At 45.6% G+C, this 25,404-nt stretch carries 21 protein-coding genes, 1 tRNA gene and 3 pseudogenes; 13 read left to right on the top strand and 12 right to left on the bottom strand.

Features of this window, described 5'->3' with window-relative positions; genetic code table 11:
- Window positions 1-446: hypothetical protein (locus tag TZ48_RS13845; protein ID WP_162674585.1), on the top strand; the 446-nt coding region annotated here is incomplete at its 5' end.
- 111 nt (window positions 447-557) lie between these two features.
- The gene (locus TZ48_RS13850) at window positions 558-1,202 is read left to right on the top strand and encodes a hypothetical protein (protein WP_112479588.1); all 645 of its coding nucleotides are present in this window, start codon (window positions 558-560) and stop codon (window positions 1,200-1,202) included.
- A 37-nt stretch (window positions 1,203-1,239) separates the two neighbouring features.
- On the opposite strand, the gene TZ48_RS13855 is transcribed toward TZ48_RS13850, so the two are convergent.
- Complete coding sequence (locus TZ48_RS13855) at window positions 1,240-2,070, bottom strand: LysR family transcriptional regulator (RefSeq protein ID WP_112479589.1); 831 nt, start codon at window positions 2,068-2,070, stop codon at window positions 1,240-1,242.
- A gap of 344 nt (window positions 2,071-2,414) precedes the next feature.
- Here TZ48_RS13855 and TZ48_RS13860 point away from each other — a divergent pair, with 344 nt between their 5' ends.
- Entirely contained in the window at window positions 2,415-4,412 is a 1,998-nt protein-coding gene (locus TZ48_RS13860) for a HAMP domain-containing methyl-accepting chemotaxis protein (RefSeq protein ID WP_112479590.1), read from the top strand.
- Between the two features lie 60 nt (window positions 4,413-4,472).
- On the opposite strand, the gene TZ48_RS13865 is transcribed toward TZ48_RS13860, so the two are convergent.
- Together TZ48_RS13865 and TZ48_RS13870 are read right to left on the bottom strand one after the other, a co-directional pair.
- The gene (locus TZ48_RS13865; protein ID WP_112479591.1) at window positions 4,473-4,940 is read right to left on the bottom strand and encodes a YjiG family protein; all 468 of its coding nucleotides are present in this window, start codon (window positions 4,938-4,940) and stop codon (window positions 4,473-4,475) included.
- Window positions 4,940-5,674, bottom strand: coding sequence for a nucleoside recognition domain-containing protein (locus TZ48_RS13870; protein ID WP_042497400.1), 735 nt, complete (start codon window positions 5,672-5,674; stop codon window positions 4,940-4,942). Before TZ48_RS13870 ends, TZ48_RS13865 begins: the two co-directional genes overlap by 1 nt.
- A gap of 303 nt (window positions 5,675-5,977) precedes the next feature.
- Here TZ48_RS13870 and TZ48_RS13875 point away from each other — a divergent pair, with 303 nt between their 5' ends.
- Window positions 5,978-7,150 (top strand): MFS transporter, encoded by a 1,173-nt coding sequence (locus TZ48_RS13875; protein WP_112479592.1) that lies wholly within the window; start codon window positions 5,978-5,980, stop codon window positions 7,148-7,150.
- 52 nt (window positions 7,151-7,202) lie between these two features.
- On the opposite strand, the gene TZ48_RS13880 is transcribed toward TZ48_RS13875, so the two are convergent.
- A complete protein-coding gene (locus tag TZ48_RS13880) occupies window positions 7,203-8,330 on the bottom strand; it encodes a cupin domain-containing protein (RefSeq protein WP_112479593.1) in 1,128 nt (375 codons plus the stop codon).
- A gap of 187 nt (window positions 8,331-8,517) precedes the next feature.
- On the opposite strand from TZ48_RS13880, the gene TZ48_RS13885 reads away from it, so the two are divergent.
- Genes TZ48_RS13885 through TZ48_RS13900 form a run of 4 tightly spaced genes read left to right on the top strand, consistent with a single transcriptional unit; the run spans window position 8,518 to window position 14,335 of the window.
- Window positions 8,518-9,546 (top strand): transporter substrate-binding domain-containing protein, encoded by a 1,029-nt coding sequence (locus TZ48_RS13885; RefSeq protein WP_112479594.1) that lies wholly within the window; start codon window positions 8,518-8,520, stop codon window positions 9,544-9,546.
- 2 nt (window positions 9,547-9,548) lie between these two features.
- Entirely contained in the window at window positions 9,549-11,798 is a 2,250-nt protein-coding gene (locus TZ48_RS13890; protein WP_239670874.1) for a PAS domain S-box protein, read from the top strand.
- Window positions 11,753-13,246 carry a response regulator gene (locus tag TZ48_RS13895; RefSeq protein ID WP_112479596.1) on the top strand — a complete coding sequence of 498 codons (1,494 nt, stop codon included), beginning with the start codon at window positions 11,753-11,755 and terminating at the stop codon, window positions 13,244-13,246. The genes TZ48_RS13890 and TZ48_RS13895 overlap by 46 nt, the downstream gene beginning before the upstream one ends.
- Window positions 13,247-13,294: 48 nt before the next feature.
- Window positions 13,295-14,335, top strand: a complete 1,041-nt coding sequence (locus tag TZ48_RS13900; protein WP_239670871.1) for a response regulator — start codon at window positions 13,295-13,297, stop codon at window positions 14,333-14,335.
- On the opposite strand, the gene TZ48_RS13905 is transcribed toward TZ48_RS13900, so the two are convergent.
- Window positions 14,328-14,726: a helix-turn-helix domain-containing protein gene (locus tag TZ48_RS13905; RefSeq protein ID WP_162674587.1), complete on the bottom strand. Its 399-nt coding sequence runs from the start codon at window positions 14,724-14,726 to the stop codon at window positions 14,328-14,330. The genes TZ48_RS13900 and TZ48_RS13905 overlap by 8 nt on opposite strands.
- A 719-nt stretch (window positions 14,727-15,445) precedes the next feature.
- Here TZ48_RS13905 and TZ48_RS13915 point away from each other — a divergent pair.
- Together TZ48_RS13915 and TZ48_RS25190 are read left to right on the top strand one after the other, a co-directional pair.
- The gene (locus TZ48_RS13915) at window positions 15,446-16,186 is read left to right on the top strand and encodes an SDR family NAD(P)-dependent oxidoreductase (protein ID WP_112479599.1); all 741 of its coding nucleotides are present in this window, start codon (window positions 15,446-15,448) and stop codon (window positions 16,184-16,186) included.
- 74 nt (window positions 16,187-16,260) lie between these two features.
- Window positions 16,261-16,928: pseudogene (locus TZ48_RS25190) on the top strand (DUF1989 domain-containing protein).
- Between the two features lie 77 nt (window positions 16,929-17,005).
- Here TZ48_RS25190 and TZ48_RS13930 read toward each other — a convergent pair.
- The 3 genes and pseudogenes from TZ48_RS13930 to norR form a co-directional block, all read right to left on the bottom strand.
- Window positions 17,006-17,257 (bottom strand): DUF2999 family protein, encoded by a 252-nt coding sequence (locus TZ48_RS13930; protein WP_112479601.1) that lies wholly within the window; start codon window positions 17,255-17,257, stop codon window positions 17,006-17,008.
- A gap of 86 nt (window positions 17,258-17,343) precedes the next feature.
- Window positions 17,344-17,703, bottom strand: coding sequence for a glutaredoxin family protein (locus TZ48_RS13935; protein ID WP_112479602.1), 360 nt, complete (start codon window positions 17,701-17,703; stop codon window positions 17,344-17,346).
- A 139-nt stretch (window positions 17,704-17,842) separates the two neighbouring features.
- Window positions 17,843-19,423: pseudogene (norR, locus tag TZ48_RS13940) on the bottom strand (nitric oxide reductase transcriptional regulator NorR).
- Between the two features lie 296 nt (window positions 19,424-19,719).
- Here norR and hmpA point away from each other — a divergent pair.
- Window positions 19,720-20,918 (top strand): annotated as a pseudogene (hmpA, locus tag TZ48_RS13945) (NO-inducible flavohemoprotein).
- 32 nt (window positions 20,919-20,950) lie between these two features.
- Here the strand turns inward: hmpA and TZ48_RS13950 are convergent.
- From TZ48_RS13950 to TZ48_RS13965, 4 genes are all read right to left on the bottom strand, one after another.
- Complete coding sequence (locus tag TZ48_RS13950; RefSeq protein ID WP_162674589.1) at window positions 20,951-21,385, bottom strand: hypothetical protein; 435 nt, start codon at window positions 21,383-21,385, stop codon at window positions 20,951-20,953.
- 100 nt (window positions 21,386-21,485) lie between these two features.
- Window positions 21,486-22,022, bottom strand: a complete 537-nt coding sequence (locus TZ48_RS13955; RefSeq protein ID WP_112479604.1) for a YaeQ family protein — start codon at window positions 22,020-22,022, stop codon at window positions 21,486-21,488.
- Between the two features lie 148 nt (window positions 22,023-22,170).
- Window positions 22,171-22,380: a cold-shock protein gene (locus TZ48_RS13960; RefSeq protein WP_112462860.1), complete on the bottom strand. Its 210-nt coding sequence runs from the start codon at window positions 22,378-22,380 to the stop codon at window positions 22,171-22,173.
- Between the two features lie 428 nt (window positions 22,381-22,808).
- Window positions 22,809-23,972 (bottom strand): threonine/serine exporter family protein, encoded by a 1,164-nt coding sequence (locus TZ48_RS13965; RefSeq protein WP_112479605.1) that lies wholly within the window; start codon window positions 23,970-23,972, stop codon window positions 22,809-22,811.
- A 359-nt stretch (window positions 23,973-24,331) separates the two neighbouring features.
- Between TZ48_RS13965 and TZ48_RS13970 the strand changes: the two genes are divergently transcribed.
- Both TZ48_RS13970 and TZ48_RS13975 read left to right on the top strand, forming a co-directional pair.
- Window positions 24,332-24,937 (top strand): outer membrane beta-barrel protein, encoded by a 606-nt coding sequence (locus tag TZ48_RS13970; protein ID WP_112479606.1) that lies wholly within the window; start codon window positions 24,332-24,334, stop codon window positions 24,935-24,937.
- A gap of 223 nt (window positions 24,938-25,160) precedes the next feature.
- A tRNA-Gly gene (locus TZ48_RS13975) sits at window positions 25,161-25,234 on the top strand.
- Window positions 25,235-25,404 lie beyond the last annotated feature (170 nt).

Here is a 25,404-nt window from a genome sequence, read left to right on the forward strand (position 1 = left end):
CGTCTCCAGAGCATCCAGACATGGATCTAGATGATACACCACGTTGGGCTCCAGAGTTTGGTGATGACCGTCCAGAGATGGAAGAGCGTGACCTAACTGTGAAGGTAATTGACGGAGAAATCCATATTGTTGATGCAAACACCAGTGAATGGGTAGGCACAGTTCAAGGTAAAGATGGTGAACTGGTATTCATTGGTAATGGTGATTTCCAGAAAACGCTCCTTAAAGTGGAAGGTGATATTGATTCGGACCAATTTGCTTTAGTCAAAGGCAACGGTCAATGGGTAGCAACTGTCTCAAAAGTAGAGAATGGTGTGCGTGTTCAAACCAAGAAGCATGACCATGTTTTCGACGGTTCAAACATAGACAGTAGTAAACTACAAAACCTGGATTCATCTAAGTTACAACGAGCTCGATCTGTAATTAAGCAGCATGTTCGTGGCTAATCTTAGATTAAAATAAGCTAACTCTTACACCCAATAATAGTGTTCCACTATTATTGGGTGTTCTCTGAAAATTTCTAAATAGCTACGGAAAGCGCTTCAGGAATCCAAGATATGAAACGCCTTCTTCTTATTCTCCCTCTTCTTCCTTTTCCATCTTTAGCAAATGATGCGCTTGTTAAATCTATTGAGCGCTTCACTGATATTTTTAGCATCAGCTTTTCCAAAGTGGAAGAAACGACTGTCGCAACTTTAGATGCCAACTACAAAATTACAGATAACTTTAGAATTTTTGGAGATGTTGATACGCTCATAAATTGGGAAGCCGGTGCAGGCTATTCTTTTTGGCAGGGAGAAGACTACTATACAGAGAACACATTGAAGTTCAGTGAGTATAAAGTGGCAATGGGTATTTTTGCCGCGAAACTACTGTATGACAATTGGACGCTTATTGGTGATGTCAATTACAACCATAACTTTGACCAAGAACCTTGCTTGGCCGCACTTTGCTGGCAGAGCTCACTCTCTGACTCTATCAAATACAGTGCCGGGGTTTTGTGGAGTCCAATTAAACACGCTGATATTCTAATCAAGTACAATCAAGAAGTGGGGATAAAACAAAATACGTATTCTTTCAACAGAGATGAGATTCCGAATCTTAGTGATAGAACGAATGAGAAATATTATGAGATTATTACACTTATTAATATGAAATATCTAAAACCTACTGTAACCTACACCCGTTTTCCAGAGGCATAGACAGAGATTATGTAGAGTTTGGTCTAGCTTTCGATTTTTAATTGTTTAGATAACCACGAATTCTATCTCGAAGCTCCTTGTGATGAACATTAGTTTGATATTTTTTATGAAAGACTAATTCAAACTCGACGGGATTCAGTTCAAAAGGTGGCTGATGAATCTTAAAGTTCATTATTTTTGCAAGGTGAAGCATTGTCTTTGGCCAAGCCGCAATATAACTCGTTCCCTTTAGCGCAAGCAGAAGGTTAGTAATACTTCTAACTTCAATAGCTACATCTCGAGCTAAGCTTTTACCTGATAATAGATCGACCATCGGAACTTCTTGACGCAATAATTTCAATGTAATGTGCTTCGCTGCTGCATATTCTTCCATTGTAATCACATCAGCATAATCACTTACCTCTGGATCTGTGATAAACACTAGGCTGTCGATGACAGCTTGTTCATAGGAAAAAGCGGTTTGTCTTGGAAGTCCGGCATCAATCACGAGATCAACGCGATTCATATGAATATCTTCCATTATTTCTTCGACAGAAACGGGCGACTCGACTAGTAATACGCCATCCATCATGGGTAAGTTATATAATAAGTTTGCTGGAGTATAGACAACAAAATCTCTTTTGCTGGAAACTGCGCCCTCCATAAGCTCAAGAGCTTCACTCAACTGACGTGCTAACTTGTGAGCCATAGAAGTTGGCTCGATTGAACGCCCAGTCCTCACAAACAATGGATAGCCAGTCGTTTTTTCAAAACGTTTGATTGCAGCACTTACTGCTGGCTGAGTTTGCCCCAAAGACTCTGACGCTTTTGTAATGGAATTAAATTGGTAAACAGATAGAAAAGGTTTTACAAGGTTGAGATCAAACATAATTACCTCATTGAAAGCAGCTATTTTGAGTTTAGCAAAAACCAAAACTATGATGCCATCGCACCTTACAATATTTTACGATGTTAATTATTAGCTGCTTTTTTGCCACTTTGATTTTCTATGAGTCAAAGTTTAACTCTACCAGTCCTTCTTTGATAAAAGTAATTTGATCCGACAACAGTTGCAGCTTGTCTTGGGGCAGATCCGGCTGGTCTAAAGTAGCTATCTCCCTATGCGCACATCTCAGCATTACCTTCAGTAACAAAAATATAAATAAATTGTTTAAAATTCTTGTAGATTGCCGATATAGTGTGAAATCAGTCGTATTTTATAGAGGTTTAAGGATGAAACTCTCGATATCGAGTAAGCTTCGGATGAGTTATCTGGCGCTTGCGGTACTTTTTATCGTCTCATCTCTGTTTGTGTATCGAAGCGTTGATGGACTGCAAACACAAACACATTCATTATTGCGTTTTGACCTACCAACGGTTGATGCCAGTCGTCAGCTTGGGCAGTCGCTACAAACAACGGTGTCTGAGTTAAGAGGCCATATGTTGCTGGTGGGCTCTGAAGAGCAGGTACAAGCCTCAAAAGCCAAGGTGCTGCAACATATTGATCACGTCGATATTCAACTTATTAGCTTAGAAGGATTGTTGCCAGAACAAACCTATTTGGCAGTCAGTGAGCGCTGGGCATCAATTAAAGAGACTGCGAATAAAATCTTAGAGATTGCGCAAACCCATGACAACCTTCCAGCTCATGCGCTATTTATCAATGAAGCAGCGCCAATAGCAGAAGTCGCTCTTGATCAAATTCAGGGGCTTATCAACGACGAAGCAGGTCGTGCGGCGGGTGGTGAGCGCAAACGCTTATTTAAACTCTATGCCGATGCCTACAATTCTCTTGCTAATGCGCTGTCTGCTCAGCGAGATTATCTTCAGTACGGTAACCAAGATTACCTCGATAAGTACAACGACTTTTTGAAATCCCACACTAAAGTTGTCGAACAAATCGGCTACAAAACACAGTTACTCAGTAGTAGTGATGAAAGCCTATGGTCTCTTTTCAATGAGATGAAGGGGCTGTATCTACCGTTAGCAAAACAAGTGATTGAACTGCGCCAGTCTCCGAGCTGGAACCAGTCTAATTTCTTGATGGAGTCTGAATTACTGCCGGCGATCCAGCAAGTCCAAAGTGAGCTCGAGAATGTGGTTCTTCTTGCTCAGCAAAAAGCGGGTGAGACAGAAAATCGTATCGGTACAAGTGTAAATTCATTGCTGGCGATATTAACGTTAAGCTGCGTTGTTGTTCTTGGTGTTGCCTTTATCGTTTCTCATTTCTTAGGGCGCCAAATTGGTGGCCGTGTGTCGCTGATTGCTAAGCGTGCGCAATTGATCGCGGCAGGTGATGTGTCGAGTGCGCCACTGACGGTCACTGGCCGCGATGAATTGGCGGATCTTATGACCTCGATTAACAGCATGAACCAATCACTGTCTAAGTTAGTGGGGCAAGTGTCGCAGAGTGTGGGCGCTGTTGAGGATAAAATGGATGACCTTACCAAACATAGTCGCCAAAGTTTGCAGCAAGTTGAGTTACAGTCTTCAAACCTAGATAACATCGGTCATTCGTTGTCTGAAGTAGCGGTGGGCTCTGAGCAAACTGCAAGCCAGGTTCAGATTTCTTCTTCTGCTCTGGTAGACGCTAAGCAAGAGTTAGCCTCTGGTGAAACCATGCTGACCGAAAACCACGGCAATATGACGGATTTGGTGAGTGCGATTCAAACGGCGCAGCAGCTCGTCGCGAAGCTTAGCAATGAGAGTCAAGCCATTGGTAAAGTGACTGAAGTAATCGAAGGCTTGGCTGAGCAAACCAATTTATTAGCGCTTAATGCGGCGATAGAAGCAGCGCGAGCGGGCGAGCAAGGTCGAGGTTTTGCCGTGGTTGCGGATGAGGTGAGAATGCTTGCTAGCCGAACCACGGAATCCACCACAGAGATCAACGCCATTGTGCAAGCTATCCGCAGCTCAACCAATAAAGTGGAGGAGCAGATCAATGAGGGAACCTCGATTGCGTCCGATGCGATGGAGCAAACCTACGAAGCGCTGAGTCGAGTTCAGTTGTCGGCAGAACAAGTAGAACTAGTGAATGCACAAATGGCGAGTTTAGCAGCAACTGCAGAGCAGCAGGCGAATGCGACACAGACTATCTCAGGGCTAGTGAATGACATCAATGAGTCACTCAGTGCGGTCGCAGGGCAAACACGTTCAGCTAACGAAGTGACCGAGCAGGTCACAGCCAACGTGGGCGAGCTTCATCAGCAAGTCGCTAATTTTAAGGTGTAACCGAAATGCCCATCATAATAAAATGATGGGCATTTTTTTGCGCTCAAATTAGCGGCGTTGCTAGACCAAAATGTTCATTAAGAACATAGCGCCAAAGGCGTTGAGTACAGAGATTGCAATCATCACTGGAATGTAACGTCCTTCCGTACCAATCGGCCCCATGATACGACCCATGTATTGAATTTGAGAGCCCATTAGGTAGATAGCAGGTGCTAGGATAGCGATGTGAGTACCATTTAAGATGCCTTGGTCAAACAGGGTGATGACCACACCAACCGCGCCGCCCATCGACATCCAAGCCCCAATAAGTACCGCCGCCGCTTCACCCGGCAAGCCAAAAATGGCCATGACCGGAGCAAAAATAGCGCCCATAGCATCTAGAGCTCCTGTAATTTGAAGCGCTTTGATTATCACAAATGCCATTAGGACATTCGGAACGGTTGATGTGGTGGCGATGACCCAACCTTTCTTTGCACCTTCAACAAAAATGTCAGTGACCATTGGTTTTTTCGCTTTTACTTCACTCATTATGCGGTCTCCTGCTGCGTGTTCGTTTGGTCTTGTTTTGGTGTTTTATCTTCTTTGCCTTCAGTGATGTTCAAATACACACGGAACAGGTTAGCGCCAACGAACTTAAACAAGAACATGACGGCGACCGCCAAACCAATGGAAGATGTCACGGCAAGAGAGCCGTCCATGAGCGTTAATGTGAAAAGCACGGCACCAGAAGAGAAGAAGTTGACAATCGCCGCACCCGCGGTGAACTGGAACATGGTAAAAACGTCGGTTTCGCGTTTGGTTAAGTGGCCTTCGTCTTTTAGCTGACGCGTCATAGCCGCACCAGCATCGGTACTTTGTAATGAGGCAATCAATGCGAGCCCAGAGTTGCCAGGAATACCCATTAACGGACGTAGAAGAGGAGAGAGCAATTTGCGAGCCGCATCCAGCGCACCATAATGCTCAAGCACATTGATCATGCCCAGTGCGAACATGACGGTTGGGATCAGAGTTAATGCGAAAATGAAGCCGTCACGTGCACCACTGCCACCGACACCACGAAAAGAGGTGGTCGCAGCTTGAACGCCATTTTCAGTTTCAGTGACGTTGTGGGCGACTTGGCCAAATGCACCGTTGAGCGTGGTGAAATCAAATACCCCATACCATTCGTTGGATTGGAGTAAACCAGAGAAGAAAACAATCGCAAAAGCTAAGGCAATATAGCTTCCGATTGTTACCTTGCGTTCTTTAGTTAAGTCAGACATGGAACTACCTATTGAAAGTGGAACAGAGTGCATAGTCTGAGGATATCGAAGCCTTTAAATACTGATCAGTATCAATTGAAGGATTATTTCACTGAAACTAATTATTACAAAACATGTAACTGTGAAATTGCCCGAGAAATAGATATAGCTCTGTTAATAGGTTGGATTAATTTTGCTAATTCGAGTTAAAAACGTTCATGGAACTAGCAACGTATGTTACCTATTATTCTGGTTTGATACTGTTTATTGGCAGCAAATGAGAATAGGCTGACAATAGAAATCAGAGAATTAGGTGATAAACTTATGCAAAAACACGGTCTTTCGTTTTGGTATGCCGCAGCGTTTATGTTTGGTGCTATACAGCTCGTTGCGCTACCGCTTTTGATCCCGAGTCATATTCTGGAAGTGACGGGCTCTATGGTACACACGGGAGCGGCGCTTTCGTTTGTTGGATTAAGCGGTTTTATTGCGCCACTTATCGGTTCGACGGTCGATCGCTTGAAGCTGCATAGTGCAGCACAAAAAGCCTCACTGGTATTCTATGCCTTTGCCATGGCGCTGTTCGCTTTTGTTCCAGCAACGTGGGCGATGTACTTTGCGACATTCTTGGTGGGTCTTGGATCTATCACGCTCATGACTGTCAACCCGACTTTTATCGTGGCGGCAGGCTTTGATAAAGCACAAGAAGCATTGCGCTTGACTCGCATGAACCAAAGTATCTTTGTTGGCGCGATTGTCATGGGCGCTATTTTGGCCATAGCGGAAGGCATCAGTGCAACGCTCAGCTTTGGTATTGTTAGCGCGCTTTCGATTATTGCGATGATCATTGTATCTATTGATGGCAAAGTGGCTGCGCAGCGTATTGTATCCGATGCAGCGCAACAAGGTGAAAGCGAAGAGAAAGGCCGCTGGAACCTAACATTTGTTACTTTTCTATTGGCGGTGTTCATTGCCATGCTGGCAAGCGCCAACCAAGTCGCACAAGGCCCTAACCTATTTGAAAGCTTGTTCGACATTGACAAGTCAGCTACGGCATTGCTGCTATCCATCTCGTCGGTAATTAGCCTATTAACATTGGATATTGCTGGTCGTGCACTCGGAAAGTTCGGCGCAGGTAAAGTGTGGGTTGTGGGGTTAGTTGGCTACATTGTGGTTGGTACAGTACTTTCAAGCTTAGTCACGGGCTCTACAGACTATTTCTACCTGCCACTTGTGATGCACCTAGTGTTTATGCAGTGTTTGTCGATGGTCGACATGGTTAAGCCCGCCATTGTTGCCAAGGTCACGACGCTGTCGCCTGCCGCGACTCAAGGCTTCTTGCTGTTCGCGATTGCCGGTGGTTACGCTGCGGGTACATCACTGGGTGGTGTTGTGGGTGAGGTTGCCGGTATGGCGAGCTTGTTCAGCTTTGTTGCGCTAAGTGCAGCAGTAGCACTGGCTTTTGCGCTATTTACTCTTGCGCGCATCAAGGACTAACCTATCTAAGTAGAAGAAAAAATGGCGTCCACATCGGACGCCATTTTTGTTTTTAGTCGATGAACCAGTATCCCTTGTTGATGAGTTCAGTCAGAAGCGGCACAACGTGAGAGTTAGGTTCGATATCAACGACAACTTCGCTGTCTGTGAGAACTCTTGCTAGCCAAGTTTGTGCTTCTGGCAACTTGAACACTTCACCATTGATGTACACCATGGTTGGCTCTTCCTCATGTAACAGTGCACGCAAGCCTGCCACCTTATAAATGGCACCACCGTTTGAAAGGTGCTGGGCAACATCCTCAGAGCTCCACTTGTCTTCCGGTTCAATGATATTAAGCTGATGACGGGATTGACTGAGCATACAACCTAAAAAGTCTTTAATTGTCGATTCGTCTTGCAGTGCCGACATCAACATGTTTGTCAGCGTTTCTTTGTCATCGGTACTGATTTGACCAAAGTGCTCGGTCGCACTGAGAGTCGGCTTATCCATGTGTTTATCGCCATAGTCATGAGCTAACACATAGTCGGCGAAATTGCTGACCAGCTCTTGTTCTTTTGGAGAGCGAAAGCCAACGGAGTAGCTGAGTGATGGCTCTAGGGCGTACCCATCATGTGGGAACCCAGGTGGGATATAGAGAATATCGCCAGGCTCAAGCACATCGTCGATGATGGCATCAAAAGACTCTATCTGTCGCAGTGCTTCGTGACGCTTAGTTTCTTTGTATTGCCCGATATCTTTCGCGCCAACGCGCCAATGACGTTTCCCCATCCCCTGAACAATAAAGACATCGTATTGGTCGATGTGTGGCCCCACGCCGCCACCTTGGACGGAGTAGCTCACCATTAGATCATCAAACAGCCATTGAGGGAGTGCTTTAAACGGCTCGACGAGTTCTGCTGCACCGGCGTGCCAGTGATTGGTGGCTTGAACGATTAAAGACCAGTGGCTATCTGCCAACTCTGCGAATTTTTGTTCAGTAAATGGGCCGTGTTCAGCATGCCAATTTTGATCAAGATTGGAGACAAAGCGCGAGTCGATCTCTTCTTCCATCGATAGCCCTGCAAGCTCTTCTGGCGAGATAGGATCGGTGAAAGCGGCGAAACCACCTTTAATGATGGTTGGCTGCTTTTGCCAGTATTGGGCAAGGAAGTCGGCGAGATTTATGGTTAATTGATACATAGAAAACTTATTTATTTTGGAGTCACTGTTGAAGGCTACGCGGATTCTAGCAACTTAGGGTGGAGAAGTCGCCTTGGGTGCCGAGAAAGGGGTGAAATTGATGCATACAACGCGACAACAGTTTTGACAAACCACGGATCCGTTCTAATAGTTAAATAATTGAATTAATAAAAAGAAAGGGAAATTGATGGGGCCGATGTGCTGGAGAAAAATAGCGGTTTTTTTGGTGGTGCTTAGCCATTACGTATTTGCATACGCAGAACCTGCTGGCGAACCGTCAAAACATACGATTAGCCCTTTGAGTTCTTTGAGCGATGTCTCAGCAGCAGACTTTTCATCCATGTTGACCGATGCTGAGCTGGCTTGGTTGGTGGCGAACCCTGTTGTTACTGTTGGGCCAGATCCTTACTTTCACCCCATAGAGTTCTTTGATGAACGAGGCAATTACCAAGGGCTTGCTGCTGACTACTTAACCTTAATTGCCAACCGCACAGGAATTACCTTCCAAATAGAGCAAAGAGACAGCTGGCAGCAGGTTGTCGAAGAGGTACAGTCCGGTGGCATCGACATGATGGCTGCGAACGTACCTAGTAACGAAAATACACAGTACCTCAACTTTACTGACAACTATTTCAGCTTTCCGAATGTCTTAGTGACCTCAGAATTCTCGCTTGCAGCAGTAGTGTCACTATCAGAGATGGCTGGACGCACGGTGGCTGTGGTCGCTGGTTATCCGGATGAGGAGTATCTCAAAGAACAATACCCCGAGATAGAACGAATACGTGTCGATTCGGTTGTAAAAGGCTTAGAAGCAGTTGCAAACAAGCAAGCGGATGCATTATTGAGTTTCCTGCCTACCGTTTCCTACTTCATGGAGCAAGAGGGGTTTTCTGGTTTACAGATCACCAGCGTTCGAGTGCGCTTCGGAGGTGCTTTTGCTGTCAAAAAACAATGGCCCGAGCTGATTTCTATCCTAGATAAGGCGCTATCAACGATCTCACCTCAGGAACGTAACGACATCGTAAGGCGCTGGGTAACGTTTCAAGAAGAAGTCGACTCCGTCAGTTTGACTGATGCTGAAATACGTTGGCTTGAAGGCATCTCAGAAGTTCGGTTGGGTATCGATAATAGTTGGGCGCCCTTTGAATACCGTGATGCTTTAGGTGCCTATAAGGCATATCGTCGGACTATATTCACGATATTTCCAAGTGGCTAGAAATTCCGTTTACTGCTGAACAAACACTTACGTGGAGTGAGGTTCTGACAAAAGTTCAGCAAGGGGAACTGGATGTTCTGCCTGCGGTTGCCAGAACACCATCCAGAGAGCGCTATCTGGAATTTACTCAGCCATACATGACATTCCCCATCGTGTTAATGACGTCTCTCGATGCGCCTTTGGTCAATTCTATCAATGACTTTGATAACGAGCGTGTCGCTGTTGTTCGTGAGTACGCGGCAAGTGAGTATATGCAGCAAGATTATCCAGATTATCAGTTTGTATTTGTTGACACTGTTGAAGAAGGGGTGAGAAAGCTGGTTGCAGGTGAAATAGATGGCTTTGTTGGAAATATGGCCTCGATCTCATACACCATGCAAAGCCTTGGGGTGAGCAAGATCAAAATTGCTACTACGACAGGACGAGAGCTGTCGCTAGCCATGGCTGTGCGAAAAGATTGGCCACAAATGGTGCCAATTTTACAAAAGTCATTAGACCGCTACACCAAAGCCCAAAAGCAAAACATTCACAACAGTTGGATAAATGTTCGAGTGGAGACTCAATCAGATTGGGGTTTTATTATCAAGGTCTCGGCTGGAATTGCCGCTGTTTTGCTGACGATTCTGCTCACTGTTGTATGGAAAAACAAGCAATTAGCGAGAGAAGTTGAAGAGCGAAAACGCATTGCGGATGATTTGACATTGCTGACATTAGCCGTCGAGCAAAGTCCAGTCTCGGTACTAATAACCGATTCTCAGGGTGACATTACCTACGTGAATCCGACCTGTGAAAAGGTTGCCGGATACGCGAAAAACGAACTCATTGGTAAGAACCCCAGAATGATGAAATCTGAGCGTAACGCAGCGAGTTTATATGATGAACTGTGGCAGACAATCACCTCCGGGAGCACTTGGCGTGGTGAATACTTTAACCGTCGCTCTGATGGAAGTGAGTATTTAGTTGATTCAACGATAGTCCCAATTAGGCTTACCAACGGAGACATTTCTCACTATTTGGAAATCAAACGGGATGTCACTCAACAGCGTACGGATGAGGCTCGCCTACAAACGTTTGAAAAATTTGTGGAGAACTCACAGCAAGGTTTAGGTATGGCTTCACTAGAGGGGGAAATCACTTTTGTGAACCGCGCATTGAGCTCGATGCTAGGAGAGCCAACACCGGAAGAGGCTATCGGCAAACGATTTGACAGCTACTATCATGGTGAGGTCGGGGAGAAGCTGAGAGAGCAAGTATTACCGACATTGATGTCTGAAGGGGTATGGTCTGGCGAGCTTGCACTGACCAGCAAGCAAGGCGAAACCACCCCAACGCTTGACAGTTTCTTCGTGATTCATCATGAAGATGGAACGCCTCAATGCCTCGCCGATGTGATTACTGATATCAGCCAGCAAAAGCAGATTCAACTTGAGCTTGAGTCTGCTCAACAAGAGGCTGAGCGCGCGACACAAATAAAAAGCGAGTTTTTGGCAAAAATGAGCCATGAGATTCGTACCCCGATGAATGCCATATTAGGTATGAGTCACCTCGCGCTGCGTACTGACTTAGATGACAAACAAAGAGATTACATTTCAAAAAGCTATCAAGCCGCACAGTCATTGTTAAGTCTAATCAATGACATCCTAGATTTCTCGAAGATTGAATCAGGAAAGCTAGAGCTGGAATCTATAGAATTTGACATGGAGCAGGTGTTCAACAACCTGTCGACCTTGTGTGTTGAGAAAGCGAGTGAAAAAGGACTAGAGGTCATTTTCTCAATAGATCCTAAAGTGCCGGTGGCGCTGATGGGTGATCCGCTTCGAATTGGACAGGTATTGCTTAATCTCACGACCAATGCCATTAAGTTTACAAACAGTGGACAGGTTTTTGTCGAGGTGACAAAAGGCCAATCTGACTTAGAGCACGTTGAGCTGTTATTTACGGTGTCAGACACGGGGATTGGACTTACACAGCCTCAAATGGACAAGCTGTTTCACTCGTTCCAACAAGCGGACAACTCTACAACACGCCAATATGGCGGCACTGGCCTTGGGCTATCAATATGCAAAAGCCTCGTGCAGTTGATGGGCGGAGATATTCGGGTTAATAGTGTCAAAGGATTAGGAAGTCAGTTCCAGTTTAATATCAAGCTAGGTCAAACAACGGCAAAGCGAGAGAAGCCATTTGTTGTACCCCCACATTGGCTGACATGCCTGTCATGGTCGTTGACGACAACGAAACAGCTCGGGAAGTGATATCAACCTACCTTGGAGATTTGAGACTCAAGGTAGATAGCTTTGCTGATGGAGAATCTGCTTTAGACGCGTTATCGGCAGCAACGGAAGCGTACAAGATTGTTTTTCTCGACTGGATGATGCCGGGTATGACCGGGCTAGAAGTCGCCGAAAAAATTAAACATCGCTATCCCGGCGCACTCTGTCCGAAAATTATTATGGTGACCTCATACGGACGTGAGGATGTGATTCATTCTGCCCAGCAGTTAGGTTTGGACGGCTTCTTGGTGAAACCCGTTAACCAATCCATGTTGTTTGATGCCATTGTCTCAACCTTGGACAATAGCGCCTTGGAGCTTGGTTCAGAGCGACAAGGCACTGGCATTCTAGCAAGAGATAGTGCTGTTTCGGTGAATATGTTGTCGGGTAAAACGATACTTTTGGCTGAGGACAATGAGATCAACCAACAGATAGCGAAAGAGCTGTTGGAGAATGTCGGTGCAACGGTTGAGGTCGCCGGTAACGGGAAAGTTGCGATTGAAAAAGTGGCCGAGCACGCAGAAAAATTAAAGCCATATGATGCAGTGATCATGGATCTTCGAATGCCAGTGATGGACGGGATAGAAGCAACCAAAATTCTGCGTCAGACATACTCTAATGACCAACTGCCTATCATTTTTATGACCGCGGATGCAATGAAAGGTGTGCAAGAGTCTGTCCTTTCCGCTGGAGCGAGTGATTACATTACGAAGCCAATTGACCCAGATGCTCTGATGCGAACTCTTCGTGAGCACTTACAGGATTCATTTAAGAGCGAGGATGCGTGTCCAAGCGCAGTGGATACAATTCGACAAGCAGATAGTACGGTATGGCTCAATGACACTAAAGCCCTAAAGCGATTGTCTGGAAATGCGACGCTATATCACAGCCTTTTAGAAAAGTTTGTCGCGCAGTTTGCCGACGTGGAAAATCAGCTTCAAGCGGCTTTCGAGGCAAACCAATGGGATGCACTGTGTTTGGCTACACATACGTTGAAAGGGGTATCAGCCAATATCGGAGCGGAGAGGTTACATCTTTTGGCGCAAGAGATAGAGCAGGCGTCATTGAGCAAGGAGCCAGCAACATTGCAATCAAAGCTGCCCGAGCTAAGTCATGTATTGAAGCAGAGCTTACAAGAGGTTGAACGGTGGCTTGAAACGCATGTCAGAGTTCAACCGATCGAGAATGAGTCGAACGAACTGTTTGATGATCCTAAGTTTGATGAGTCTCAGTTTGATGACCTAATGAGTCAACTCGCCGAGGCTTGTGCACAAGGCAAAGCGACGGTTGCAAAAGACCTAGCCAAACAAATTCTAAGTCTAAACTTACCACAGAAAGAGCGAAGCACTGCGAGCGACATAGTGACTGCTGTGAACAAGTACCGCTTTAAAGAAGCGACCCAATTGATCACTCAATTGAACAAACGATAGAAAGCAGACTCATGAGCTGTGAGCACACAAGAGACAAAAGGACGTCAAATGATTGAACAAGCCAAAATACTCATCGTCGATGATACTGAGCTCAATATAGATGTGCTGGTGGAGACACTTGGCGAACAATATGATTTGAGAGTGGCTTTGGATGGCGAGGCTGCTCTTGATATTGCCTCGGCGGAGTCATTGGATCTCATTTTACTCGACATAATGATGCCTGGGATGGACGGTTATGAGGTTTGTACTCGCCTCAAACAGTCTAGCGAAACAGCCATGATACCGGTCATTTTCCTTACTGCGATGGATAGAGAGCAAGATGAAGCCAAAGGGCTAGGCTTAGGTGCCGTAGACTACATTACTAAGCCATTCAGTCCTGATTTAGTTCGAGCGCGAATTGCTACCCACTTGAGTCTTTATCACCATAGGATGCACCTTGAAGAGCTCGTGACGCTGCGTACCAAGCAGATTCAAGAAAGCTACATCGATACCATCCACCGCCTTACCGTGACTGCTGAGTATAAAGATGAAGAAACTGGCGCTCACATTCAACGAGTCAGTCATTATTGCAAATTGCTTGCTGAGAAGCTTGGAAAAGATGCGGAGTACTGTGACTGCATTTTTTACGCAGCTCCCATGCATGACATTGGGAAAGTCGGCATACCTGAAGCCATATTACTTAAACCGGGTGCGTTGACCGAAGAAGAATGGCACGTAATGAAAACCCACACCTTAATTGGTGCCGATATTTTAAAACAAGCAAAATCGCCTTATTTGCAGATGGCGGCCGATATCGCAGCTGGGCACCATGAAAGGTGGGATGGGACGGGGTACCCCAACGGTATACAAGGGGAAAAGATCCCACTGTCCGCTCGAATATTAAACCTTGCCGATCAATATGATGCGCTTCGTAGCACGCGTCCATACAAGCCTGCGCTATCGCACGAGCAAGTTGTGTCTATCATTACTGAAGGTGATGGTCGCACCAAGCCCGAGCACTTTGATCCAAAGATACTCAAGATTTTTAAAGCCTGTCATGAAGAGATGAATCAAATCTTTGACAGCATGAGCAGTGATGATGTCAGTTAACGCTGCTTTGCTGCCTAAATGCTCGAGGGGATAGACCAAACCATCGTTTACACGCTCGAGAAAAATTCGTAGCACTGGTGAACCCAGTCCATTCAGAAATCATCGATATGGGTAGACTGGTCATTGTGAGATAGTGATAACAGATCATCATCTTGATTTCGTCTTTGATTTGCGTGAAATTCTTTCCCTCCCTTGCAAGGCGGCGCTTCATCGTCGCAAGGCTGCAGTTTTGGCGTTGTGCTAGGGCGGTTAAGGAAGGCTCTTCATGGGCGGTTGTCATGGTGTCAACGACGTAACGATAAATGTTAACCAGCCAAGTTTGATGCTCAGAGGGCTCTTTGTCGAGCCAAAATCCAAATAAGTCGGTCACCGGCTGTGCAGAGATTGCCATCGGCGTTAGCAGCATTCATGTGAGAGCTGAATATAGGTTTTTGGGGCGTCAAATTGAACATCGATGGGAAAGTAGTCTTTGTAACACGCACTATGACTTGGCTCAGGGACAGCAAGCTGCAGGTCGGTAACGGTTACAGGCGTAGCGCGATCTGTTGAATGAGTTGCCAGCAGCCGGCTAATGCGTCTTCGTAAAGCCACAGTGGCGTCGTTAAATCCCGATAGCTTATGTAAAGCCGAGAGTCCGTGGGGCAAAACTCAAGTTGTAATATTGACTCGATGAGTGGGCAATAGCGGCTAATTAGCAAGATAGCTTGCCCTAGGTTAGGGGCGCTTTGGAGCGCAATGTTAAATCCAGACAGGCTCTTTATGTCAAAACTGTTACCAAATGTAAGTCCTGCCTCGCTATAGCCTTCTAAAATGAGCCGTTCAATCGAGGAGTTTATAAATTGACCTAACTCGTCTTGTGACAGCGAAGTTGGTTTAGTGATTAGTCTATCTATATGATTTTTAGTCGTATTTTCTGGTGAGTATTGGCTGAAGAGTTGTCTCAGGCGCTGCAAAGTATGTCGATTGTACTCATAGGTAACGTCCAATTGACGTAGTGACAGTGACGGATACATGATGGCCTCGAGAAAATATGAGCTATAAAGATAAGTATTACCATATTGTAGCGCGTATTATGTCTGGCAGAAACCAAATAACTTGGAGATTGAGAGTATGAAAGTTGCATTAGTTACCGGCGCTTATCAAGGTATTGGCTACGCTGCGACAGAGTTGCTGCTAGAAAAAGGTTACACAGTAGTGATGGCGGACATCCAAGACTGTGGAGAAAAAGCGAAGGCGTTTCAAGCGCAAAATCTGAATGCGCATGCGGCGTACCTTAACCTTTCCGACGCGACTTCATTTGATAAGTTGGTAGCGTACATTGACAGTGAGTTTGGTCATCTCGATGCCCTGATTAACAATGCGGCTATCTTAAAAGATTTTGGTATTGGTCCAATTGAAATGCAGGAGTCTATGCTCCGTGAAGTATTGGAAATTAACCAAATTGGTCCGTTTCTACTTACACAAAAGCTGGTGCCATTACTGCAAAAATCTAGCGCGCCACGTGTCGTGAATCTATCGACACAAGTTGCTCAGCTTGAACAGCTAAGCGATATGAATTCGCCACTTAAAGATGATATTTGTGCGGCGTACCAGATGAGTAAAGTCGGGGTGAATGCGAGTACTGTGCTGTTTGCAAAAGCGCTAGAACCATTTGGTGGTAAAGTGAACAGTTGCTGTCCGGGCTGGGTAGAGACTGATATGAACCTTGATGATTTACCAGATTATGGTGACTCGCAAGACAGGCCAAAAACCGTTAAAGAGGGGGCAGACACTCCCGTGTGGTTAGCGACATTGGATGAGTCTGGGCCAACAGCAGGCTTTTTCACAGATCGTCAACGTATCAACTGGTAGGTGAGAGCATGACACAGATTGTAAAAAACGCAGGCATGTTGATGGGCACGCCGGTAGACAGCCAGTATTTAGAAATGAGCGCAAAGCGCGATCAATTGGTCAGCGTTGAGAAAGGTTATATCGAGCGTCACAGCGGTAAAGGCTTTAAGGTGAACAAAGGCCAAGTGTTCCGCATTATTCAAGCGGACGGCCCTCAAATTGGTGATGTGTGGGTGTTCAACCAACACGACACAAAAGAACACTTTATGGGGCATACGACGTTTTTGTACGAAGCGCATACCTCAAACAGTACAGTCAGTTGTGGTCTTGCATGCCAAATGTGCGTCCGATGGCAACTTTGTTGGTTGAGCATTCTGGAAACCCAACATTACCAGAGAACTTCAATAACCATGTTGCCTTAGGTGGGCACTGCACGGCAGCGCAATGGGAAATGCTGAGCGGCGTCAAGAACCACAATAGTTGTCACGCGAACGGAATTCAGGCCGTGTCTGAATTTGGTATGGGCGAACAAGACATCATTCACGATAACTTTATGGTGTTCCAGCCTAGCTTCATTCAACCAGATGGCAGTGGTGACAGCATGCCGAGCCAGAGTGAGCCCGGAGACTACGTTGAATTCGTTGCTGATATGGACATTTTGGTGGCCGTGTCTGCTTGCCCGGTAGGGGACTACTCGGTACCAATGACCGAGCCAGAGAACGTTAGCGCCAAAGGGTTAGGCTACGAAATTTTAGAATGGTAACCTAGAGTTAGCTCTCGAAAAACAATAAAAAAGCTGAAGTGACATATCGCCGCTTCAGCTTTTTGTTTTTCTGAGTGCTACTTATTTAGCTGCTCTTTTGCCGCTTCAACTTTTGCAAAGTCGAGGCCAAGCTCTTCGACTGCCTCTTTGATGAGCGCTGGGTTTTGCATCACTTGGTTCATCAATAGTTGAAGCTTGTCCTGAGGCAGACCCAGTTGGCTAATGGTTGCCATTGCCGCTAGTGGGTTTTGCGTTAGCGTCTCGAAAATCTCGTTGATTTGTGCGTCGCTAATATTGTTCTCTTTCAATAGGGCAATAATTGGATTCATTGTCTTACCTTTGTTTTTACTTATAGCCGTTGGGCGGACATTCTAGCACTAGGTTTTGGCGGAGAGAACCGCCACTACTGATATCGCTATGCAAATTCTTTTTGCAGGTAACTTACTATATCGGATGACTCGTACATCCATGTCTCTTGGCCATTTTCGACGATCTTTAGACACGGCACTTTTACTCGACCGCCGCCATTGAGAAGCTCTTCTCTAGCAACTGGATCGTTTTTCGCATCTTTCAACTCGATATTGACAGATTGGCGTTTCATTTCACGGCGAACTTTGACACAAAATGGGCAAGCTTCGAATTGATAAAGCTGCATCGCCGATGCTTTAGCATCAGCTTGTTGCTGTGCTTCACTACTGCGTTTTACGCCGCGTGGTGAAAACACAAAGTTCAGCAATAGAATGATTTTGCCTAAAATAATGCGGATGAACTTCATAACTACCTTTCTTTGTAATTTGTTGAGCTTATAGTTGTTATCGTGTTTTTGTGACCAACACGTACAGCGCCAAATCTTAACACCTCTTTTACTTTACCGATACGTTTAGTCGCTCGGTAGGCTCATTCATCAAAGGTGTTTACTCCCTAGATAAACTATGGCGCTTGGTGACGCTAAGACCCAAACGCTTAGACAATCGGATAAGGTTGGCGCGATCCGTCTTGAGCTCACGTGCCGCTTGAGCCCAGTTGTAGTCGGCACTGACTAACGCATTGGAAATCAACGCGCGTTGATATTCCTCAGTAGCTTCGCGTATGCCAGCGCTCTGTTTTGGAAGCTCAATAGTCGATGCTTTGGTTTGATTTTGTGGGGGAGCGCATCATCAAACTGCCCACAATCATCGATGGTGACAGACACCACCGCCTTACCCATCGAGCGGGCTTTCGCTTTTAATGCCGCACGGTTGATGACATGTTCAAGTTCGCGAACATTGCCTGGCCATGCGTATCGGTTAAGGTGAGTAACAACATTAGGGTTGAGTTTGATCTGGCTGATCCCAAGTTTTCTGCGTGCTTGCTCCAAGAAAAAGCCGGTTAGCAGTTCCACATCACCGAGGCGTTCTTTTAGTGGAGGAACGGAAATCGGGTAGACACTTAGGCGGTGATAGAGGTCTGCGCGAAACTTGCCGTTTTCCACTTCTAATTTGAGGTCTCGATTGGTTGCTGCCAGTACGCGAACGTTGATTTTCTGAATCTGATCTTTGCCAACAGGTTGGATCTCATTGTTTTGTAGGGCGCGTAGAAGCTTACTTTGTGCGGCCAGTGGCAATTCGCCAATCTCATCGAGAAACAGGGTGCCTTCGTCCGCGAGCGCAAACTTACCCAATCGGTTTTTATCGGCCCCGGTAAATGCGCCTTTGACGTGCCCAAACAGTTCACTCTCAATCAAGCTTTCTGGAATAGCGGCACAGTTCACGTAAACTAAAGGCTGCTGTCTGCGGGTTGATTGGTAATGCAGCGTACGGGCAACCAGTTCTTTGCCAACGCCAGTTTCACCATGGATCAAAATGTTGAAATCGGAAGGTGCGACGATCTCAATATCAGATTTAAGTGCTCGCATTGGCTCACTGTTGCCGATCATCTCTCCTCCGTCTCGCTCCCAAGCTTCCTCATTGAGCTCTTCGAGAAGTTGCTTCGATTGTTTTGCTTGATACTCAAGCTGAGAGAAAGTGAGTGCCATTTTCAACGTAGAGGCGGCGATAGCGGATAGAACCTCAAGATTTCGCGTCGGAATGCTATGAAAAGCATTCGGTTCTAGGCTATCCAGTGTTAGCGCTCCTAACATTTTTTCGCCAAAAATAAGCGGAAGCCCCATGCAAGAGTGCATTGGCAGGTCGCCGTGGTGGTCAATCAATAACCCATCGAAGGGGTCGGGCAGCTCACTGTCCGCATCAAAAATCACTGGGCTATTAGCCGCGCAGATCTCGGCGAAAACGCGGATGCTCATTAATGACAAAGCGTCGCCCCAATGTATCTCGAGCGAGCCCCTGCATTGCGAGCGGTACTAGCGTATCCCCCTGCAGCGAAAGCAGCGCTACGCAATCACAGCGAATGGTTTTCCTGATAGTGTTGAGCAGCGAATCGAAACGTTCTTGATCGTTGCTGCTGCTAGCGAGACCAACGGTTAGGTCTATAAGACTTGAGGTGGAGATATCTTGCATGTGGGATACGACGTTTTAAATGAGTATAGTTGTCATTTTAGTGTCATTTAGACATAAATGAAAGTAGTCATTTTGACTCAATCTGGGTCGAAAATCTTTATTAAAACCAATGACTACCTATGTTTTTATACTTGGCACGAACTCTGCAATATGCTGTCTGTAAAATCAGATGTGAACACGAATCGTTCACTTTTAAATATAAAAAGCGTGCTGCAATAGCAGGAAACACGTAAGACACCCAGTCTATTATTATATCTATTGATAAAGTCGTCATTTAAAGCCTTTTAGGGAACACTATGCTAAGTAATCAACATATCGAAATCATCAAAAGCACTATTCCTCTACTTGAGTCGGCAGGACCTGCTCTGACTCAGCATTTCTATCAACGAATGTTTGCTCACAACCCAGAGCTCAAAGACATTTTCAACATGACTCATCAAAAGTCAGGTCGTCAAAGCGTTGCCTTGTTTGAAGCGGTCGCCGCTTACGCTAAGAACATTGAAAACCTCGCAGCTTTGTCAGCAGCAGTTGAACGTATTGCGCACAAGCACACGAGCTTTCACATCAAAGCTGAGCACTACCAAATTGTTGGTCACCACCTCATTGAGACATTGCGTGAACTGGCGCCAGAGGCGTTCACTCCGGCTGTCGAGGAGGCTTGGACAGAGGCGTATCTATTTTTAGCGCAGATCTTTATTGATCGCGAAGAAGAGCTTTATCAATTACGTGAAAAAGCGCTGGGCGGTTGGCGCGGTACTCGTCGATTCGTTATTGTCGAAAAAACGCCAGAGTCTGAATTAGTCACGAGTTTTGTTCTTGAGCCTGAAGATGGTGGCAAAGTACTCGATTATCAACCGGGTCAGTATCTGGGGATTCAAGTATCACCAACTGGCAGTGATAATGTGGAAATTCGACAATATTCACTGTCTCAAGCACCAACGGGTACAAACTACCGTATCTCGGTGAAAAAAGAGCAATCGAATGAGCATGATGATGGTTTGGTGTCTAACTATTTACATCGTGAGCTAAATGTTGGCTCGACACTAGATGTGATGCCGCCTGCCGGTGACTTCTTTTACCAGCCGTCAGAGGCACCTGTGGTACTTATCTCTGCCGGTGTAGGCTGCACGCCTATGCAAGCAATATTACAACAAGTCGGTAAGCAGGACTCATCTCAGCAAGTGACTTACTTGCACGCCTGTGAAAATGAGCAGCAGCACTCGTTTGTTGATGAAACGGCGACAATTTTGGCAGCCAATGGCTGGCAACAACATACCTGGTATCGTCAACCTCAGGGGGAGCATGAAGCGGCAAATTGTCACAGTGGATGATGGATTTGTCAGCTATCAAAGATTCTCTACCTGTTCATTTTGGTGAGTTTTACCTTTGCGGGCCGGTTGGCTTTATGCAAGCTGTGGTGGCACAGCTTGAAGCGATGGGTGTGGAGCGCTCACGTATTCACTACGAAGTATTTGGCCCACACGCAAACCTTTAACGGTTGGTCTAATCTGCCGGCTAACTAACTGGCTAGTTGAACCATTTTTCAAACCACCGCTTCCACCCGGATGACGGTGGTTTTTTTGATTCAAACTCGCGAAAGCCTTGATAGTAGCTTTGGTTGAATGCTATGCGCAGTTCATCGACACTTTTATGTGTTAGAGGGCTGAGCGTTTCGCTGGTCTGAAGGGCGTGATCATTGGCAAGGCTATAGTCCATTCCCAAGTAACCTTGGATGTAGACCCAGATATGGGTGACCAACGTCAGTTCTTCAACGACAGGGAGCTTAAATGCACTAGCATGTTCACTGCCCACCTGTTGCTCAATGGCAGATTGCATTGCCTGAACTTGATTAAGATGGGCGTTGAGAGAGGAAAGCGCTTCGACATTAAGTTTGGTGAATAGACCAAGTAGTAAACCTGAAGGGGCATGATTGGGTTTATTCTCTTGTGCTCTAGCGAACAAGAGGTTTTCTCGCTCGCACAAGTTATTCAGGCTTCTTGGTGTGTCGCCGCTATGCTGAGCGTGTCGGCCTTAATATTGGTCAGTGCTTCCCTCAGTTCAATCATTTGTCTTGCAGTTCCTCAACGGTGACCTCTACTGAACCACCTTCCGCATTAACAAACAGTGACGTTCCGGTAATCATAACGGAAAGATCCATGGTTCGAGTGACCAGCTCGGACAGGGATTCAATCGACTCATTATCGAAGCGATAGATACTAGCGTCTAGATAGCCGAATTTTCCTTGGTGTTGCTGCCACCACACATCGCTTTTGGTATTGAAGCTGTAGACCTTAGTCTTCTTAGATAGTCGAGTGGCTTTTTTAACTCGATCAACATCTGGCTCGCCAATGTCAATCCAAACCAAGGTTTGGTCATCGAGTGACTTTTCCCAAATATCCGGCTCTTCAATGGTGGATAGGCCTTTGGTGAACTGAAGCTCTGGAGATGCGTTCAAGCAAAACGCCATCAGTCGCGCCATCATACGTTGCTGGTTTTCAGAAGGATGTAGCGCTACCGTAAGGTTGAGAGAGTCGTAGTAGTCGCGATTCATGTCGGTCAAGGCAACACGAAACTTATAAATAGTTGGTTTTAAGGCCATGAGATTGCTCAAAAATTATGAATGTCGTTTGGCTCTATAGTACGCGTCTCACCGCAAAAGGGTACTAACAAAGTCGGGGATTGGGACTAACTGATACAAAAATAGCCAGCAGAGCTGGCTATTTATCAAACGTGACTGGAAGACAGTCTTAAACTGGAGTGATTTCTTCAGCTTGAGGGCCTTTTTGGCCTTGAGTGACACGGAACTCAACTTTTTGGCCTTCAGCTAGCGTACGGAAACCGTCTGCTTTAATGTTGCTGAAGTGAGCGAAAACGTCTGGACCATTTTCTTGTTGAATGAAGCCAAAGCCTTTAGTTTCGTTGAACCACTTAACTGTACCAGTTACTGTGTTAGACATAGTTATATCCTAAATTTTTTACTATCTTGTTTCTATTGCCAATCCGGCAGCTATAGCGTGGAAAATGAAATTGCTATTGCGTACAACGCGTCGGGGGAATCACGAGAATTCAACGAATGCTTTTTGTATACAATGGAACTTTTTTTCTAGCCATTGACGAATATAAGCGACTTCTTAGGCAAGTCAAAGAGCAGTGAATATATTAATGTCGAATATTTGATGTGTAGCTCGTTTTTAGATGGCACTTTCATGACATTTCAAACAGATAGCTAATTTTTTGACGCTGGATCAACATCTGCGCAGGTTGTGTAACATATTGATATAAAACATTATTTAGCGCTTCGAAATAATATTTTGTAAAGATTGTGCAAACAATACGATTATTTTGAAGCGCAAAAGGTTTTTATAGAATCACCAATTTATGAGGTCTACCTCTCTATTTTCGGTGAATATATTGAGTAAGCGGTAATTTGACCTGCCACAATTGCGGAAAACATAAATAATGCGGATAAACCGATATTAGGGATCGGTAAAATCGACTGCTCAAACACAGATTGGCTGGCACTCACCATAACACGGCTTCCCGGTACCAAGATAATGATGCCCTGCACGATGTAAATAGAGCCGGTAAGATCGAGCCTTTTTGCTACCCAGGTGCCATATAAAGTGATGAGTACCGTCGTTACCCAAGTGCCCACTACCCAGCCGCTATCAAATCCTAAGTAGAACGGCCCCCACATGCCAAGCACGGCTACGGGCAGCCCAAGAAGAATGTCTTTTGGGCGAGCGTTGAAAATGACGCCAATAGACGTTGAGATAAGTAATAGCCCAAAGCAATGGAGCCACAGCGGGACTTCATTGGTATACGAAATGGACTCTGCTTGCCCCCAGAAGGCCTCACCAATATTGAGCCCCATCATCACACCGATAAACAGTTTGATAAGGGTGAGGGCACTTTGGCCTAAAAGGGCTGTCCCTGAGACTAAGTCATTAAATGCCAAACATTCAAGTGAGTTGGCGATCGATAAACCGGGGACAAACAAAACGACACTCGCGATACATAACGCCCATATAGGGATTGCAGCGCCAGTGCTAGCGATAAAGGCCACGAGAACCCCGGTTAGTAGAGCTGAAATGAACTCCACAGCGATAGAGTTGCGTCCACGATAAACAAGCTGACATACCCAAACCATTAAACCGAGCAACATAGAAAATGCAATGGCTTCCAACGTGCTGCCTACCAGCATGAGGTAAGCAGGTGGGATCCCCATATTAGCGAGAGCGACGACCCATTTAGGGTAACCAACAGGCTCTGGTACAGGTTCATTGCTTGGCTGATTGATTCGAATGATAGTGTTAGCGAGCAAGCTTAGATTAATGGAGGCGGGCTTTAACCGCTTCAGTACAACCGTGTTGTCTTTGTCTGGAAATTGATAGTTGATGGCAGTGGGTGTGGCTTGCACCATGACATCGATGCCGTGTTTTTGCGCGTAGTATTGCGCGTACTTTTCCACTTTATAAGGGGCACACCCACTACGGTGAAGTGTGTCGCCGATATCTACGATTTTTTTAATGGTTTGAGTGGAAGGCATAGGTTCGTCTAATCAATTTTGGGATACGATTTTGATGGCGTAAAGGTATCAGAGCTTTTGTGGTTTTTCGATAGTAAATATTCGATATCCAGTCAATTTTATGCAGCTTTATGTCATTTGATATCGACAAGGCAAACGTTTACATGCACTTGGGCTCCTTGATGGTGGGGTCTTGCAAGTGCGTTTGCTGGCTCGTTGATACTTCGTCCGCGCGATCTCAGATATCCCGTTTATCAAATGATGGCGGTTTCTGTCGTCACCATCGCCCGTTTATCGCAAAGCTGCTTCATTATTTCTCAGTTAGTTAATCTCTTTATTGAAAGGCCACGCAATAAACAACGATAACTAAGGAGTTCCGTATGAGCCAGTCCATCTGTTCTAATATTTCTACTCTCGCTGCCACGACAATGGCGCTGCCATTACTCTTTATGTCTTTGAACAGTGTTGCCGCTGATAAAACCGGTGCCTTCGTCGGAGGCAGTCTCGGACAGCTTAGTAACAATGCAAATGAGCATGATTTAGGCTTTGAGCGATTTAGGATGAAAAGCCCGGCCATCGGCGTTTACGCTGGGTACCACTTTACAGATTGGTTCGGATTAGAAGGGCAGTTTTCTGCAGCAGACACCTCTTTAGAGGGCAGTAACTCAGTGATTGGAGTATTGTCAGTATCACCAAAGTTTTCTTACTACGTTAACGAAAACATCGCCGTCTATACAAAAGTTGGGGTATCCGGTGTTGGAATGACATGGGACAGCGAGGTTGCACATCAAAACGTCGCGCAAGATGATTATTTGTATGGTGCCGGGGTACATGCTGGCCTAGGTCTTAACGTCGCGATGGAAAGTGGCATTAATATGCGGGTTGACTACACCTATCTAACGCCAAACATCCGTCAACCTGATGGGTATAACCTAGGGGATATAGATTTGAGTTCGTTAATGCTAGGTGTGCATTATCAGTTCTAGTACATGGCGACTAAGAATTCAGTGTGCACTTGCAAAAAAGTCGGTGCAGCTTGAAGCAGCTTTAGAAAGTGGGATTTATGTCTCACTTTTTTCTTTTTACATCAGTGCGATAGCGCAATTAAGAAGCAAATCGAAGCAAAGATGCGCAGTTAACCCAAAATGCGCAAAAATAGGCTTTTCTTTTGGTTTAGATGTGGCATATTAACTCTCGTCCCACGATGATGCGTGCATCGTATAATGCTATTACCTCAGCCTTCCAAGCTGATGATGCGGGTTCGATTCCCGCTGCACGCTCCAATTCTCCTCATAGGTTCCTCAAGTTACAAACACCAAATTCCTGTGTAATGTTTATCGTAAGAGCGCTGACTCTACAAATTTTAGTTTTGAGTGCTACGAATTAGTTTACCTGCAGTTTTATGGTTGATTATTAGACCGATGTATTAACAACACCGGCCTATCTTTATTTG

It is taken from the genome of Vibrio variabilis (assembly GCF_003263785.1).
Taxonomy (GTDB): Bacteria; Pseudomonadota; Gammaproteobacteria; order Enterobacterales; family Vibrionaceae; genus Vibrio; species Vibrio variabilis.

What these genes read in the sequence shown, in the direction of transcription:
- TZ48_RS13965 (WP_112479605.1), bottom strand. Translation starts at nt 23,972, where the DNA reads ATGCCTTCCACTCAAACCATTAAAAAAATCGTAGATATCGGCGACACA.
- TZ48_RS13905 (WP_162674587.1), bottom strand. Translation starts at nt 14,726, where the DNA reads ATGGCAATCTCTGCACAGCCGGTGACCGACTTATTTGGATTTTGGCTC.
- TZ48_RS13930 (WP_112479601.1), bottom strand. Translation starts at nt 17,257, where the DNA reads ATGAATCCAATTATTGCCCTATTGAAAGAGAACAATATTAGCGACGCA.
- TZ48_RS13865 (WP_112479591.1), bottom strand. Translation starts at nt 4,940, where the DNA reads ATGAGTGAAGTAAAAGCGAAAAAACCAATGGTCACTGACATTTTTGTT.
- TZ48_RS13880 (WP_112479593.1), bottom strand. Translation starts at nt 8,330, where the DNA reads ATGTATCAATTAACCATAAATCTCGCCGACTTCCTTGCCCAATACTGG.
- TZ48_RS13860 (WP_112479590.1), top strand. Translation starts at nt 2,415, where the DNA reads ATGAAACTCTCGATATCGAGTAAGCTTCGGATGAGTTATCTGGCGCTT.
- TZ48_RS13875 (WP_112479592.1), top strand. Translation starts at nt 5,978, where the DNA reads ATGCAAAAACACGGTCTTTCGTTTTGGTATGCCGCAGCGTTTATGTTT.
- TZ48_RS13895 (WP_112479596.1), top strand. Translation starts at nt 11,753, where the DNA reads ATGCCTGTCATGGTCGTTGACGACAACGAAACAGCTCGGGAAGTGATA.
- TZ48_RS13935 (WP_112479602.1), bottom strand. Translation starts at nt 17,703, where the DNA reads ATGAAGTTCATCCGCATTATTTTAGGCAAAATCATTCTATTGCTGAAC.
- TZ48_RS13870 (WP_042497400.1), bottom strand. Translation starts at nt 5,674, where the DNA reads ATGTCTGACTTAACTAAAGAACGCAAGGTAACAATCGGAAGCTATATT.
- TZ48_RS13970 (WP_112479606.1), top strand. Translation starts at nt 24,332, where the DNA reads ATGAGCCAGTCCATCTGTTCTAATATTTCTACTCTCGCTGCCACGACA.
- TZ48_RS13855 (WP_112479589.1), bottom strand. Translation starts at nt 2,070, where the DNA reads ATGTTTGATCTCAACCTTGTAAAACCTTTTCTATCTGTTTACCAATTT.
- TZ48_RS13850 (WP_112479588.1), top strand. Translation starts at nt 558, where the DNA reads ATGAAACGCCTTCTTCTTATTCTCCCTCTTCTTCCTTTTCCATCTTTA.
- TZ48_RS13915 (WP_112479599.1), top strand. Translation starts at nt 15,446, where the DNA reads ATGAAAGTTGCATTAGTTACCGGCGCTTATCAAGGTATTGGCTACGCT.
- TZ48_RS13960 (WP_112462860.1), bottom strand. Translation starts at nt 22,380, where the DNA reads ATGTCTAACACAGTAACTGGTACAGTTAAGTGGTTCAACGAAACTAAA.
- TZ48_RS13900 (WP_239670871.1), top strand. Translation starts at nt 13,295, where the DNA reads ATGATTGAACAAGCCAAAATACTCATCGTCGATGATACTGAGCTCAAT.
- TZ48_RS13955 (WP_112479604.1), bottom strand. Translation starts at nt 22,022, where the DNA reads ATGGCCTTAAAACCAACTATTTATAAGTTTCGTGTTGCCTTGACCGAC.
- TZ48_RS13885 (WP_112479594.1), top strand. Translation starts at nt 8,518, where the DNA reads ATGGGGCCGATGTGCTGGAGAAAAATAGCGGTTTTTTTGGTGGTGCTT.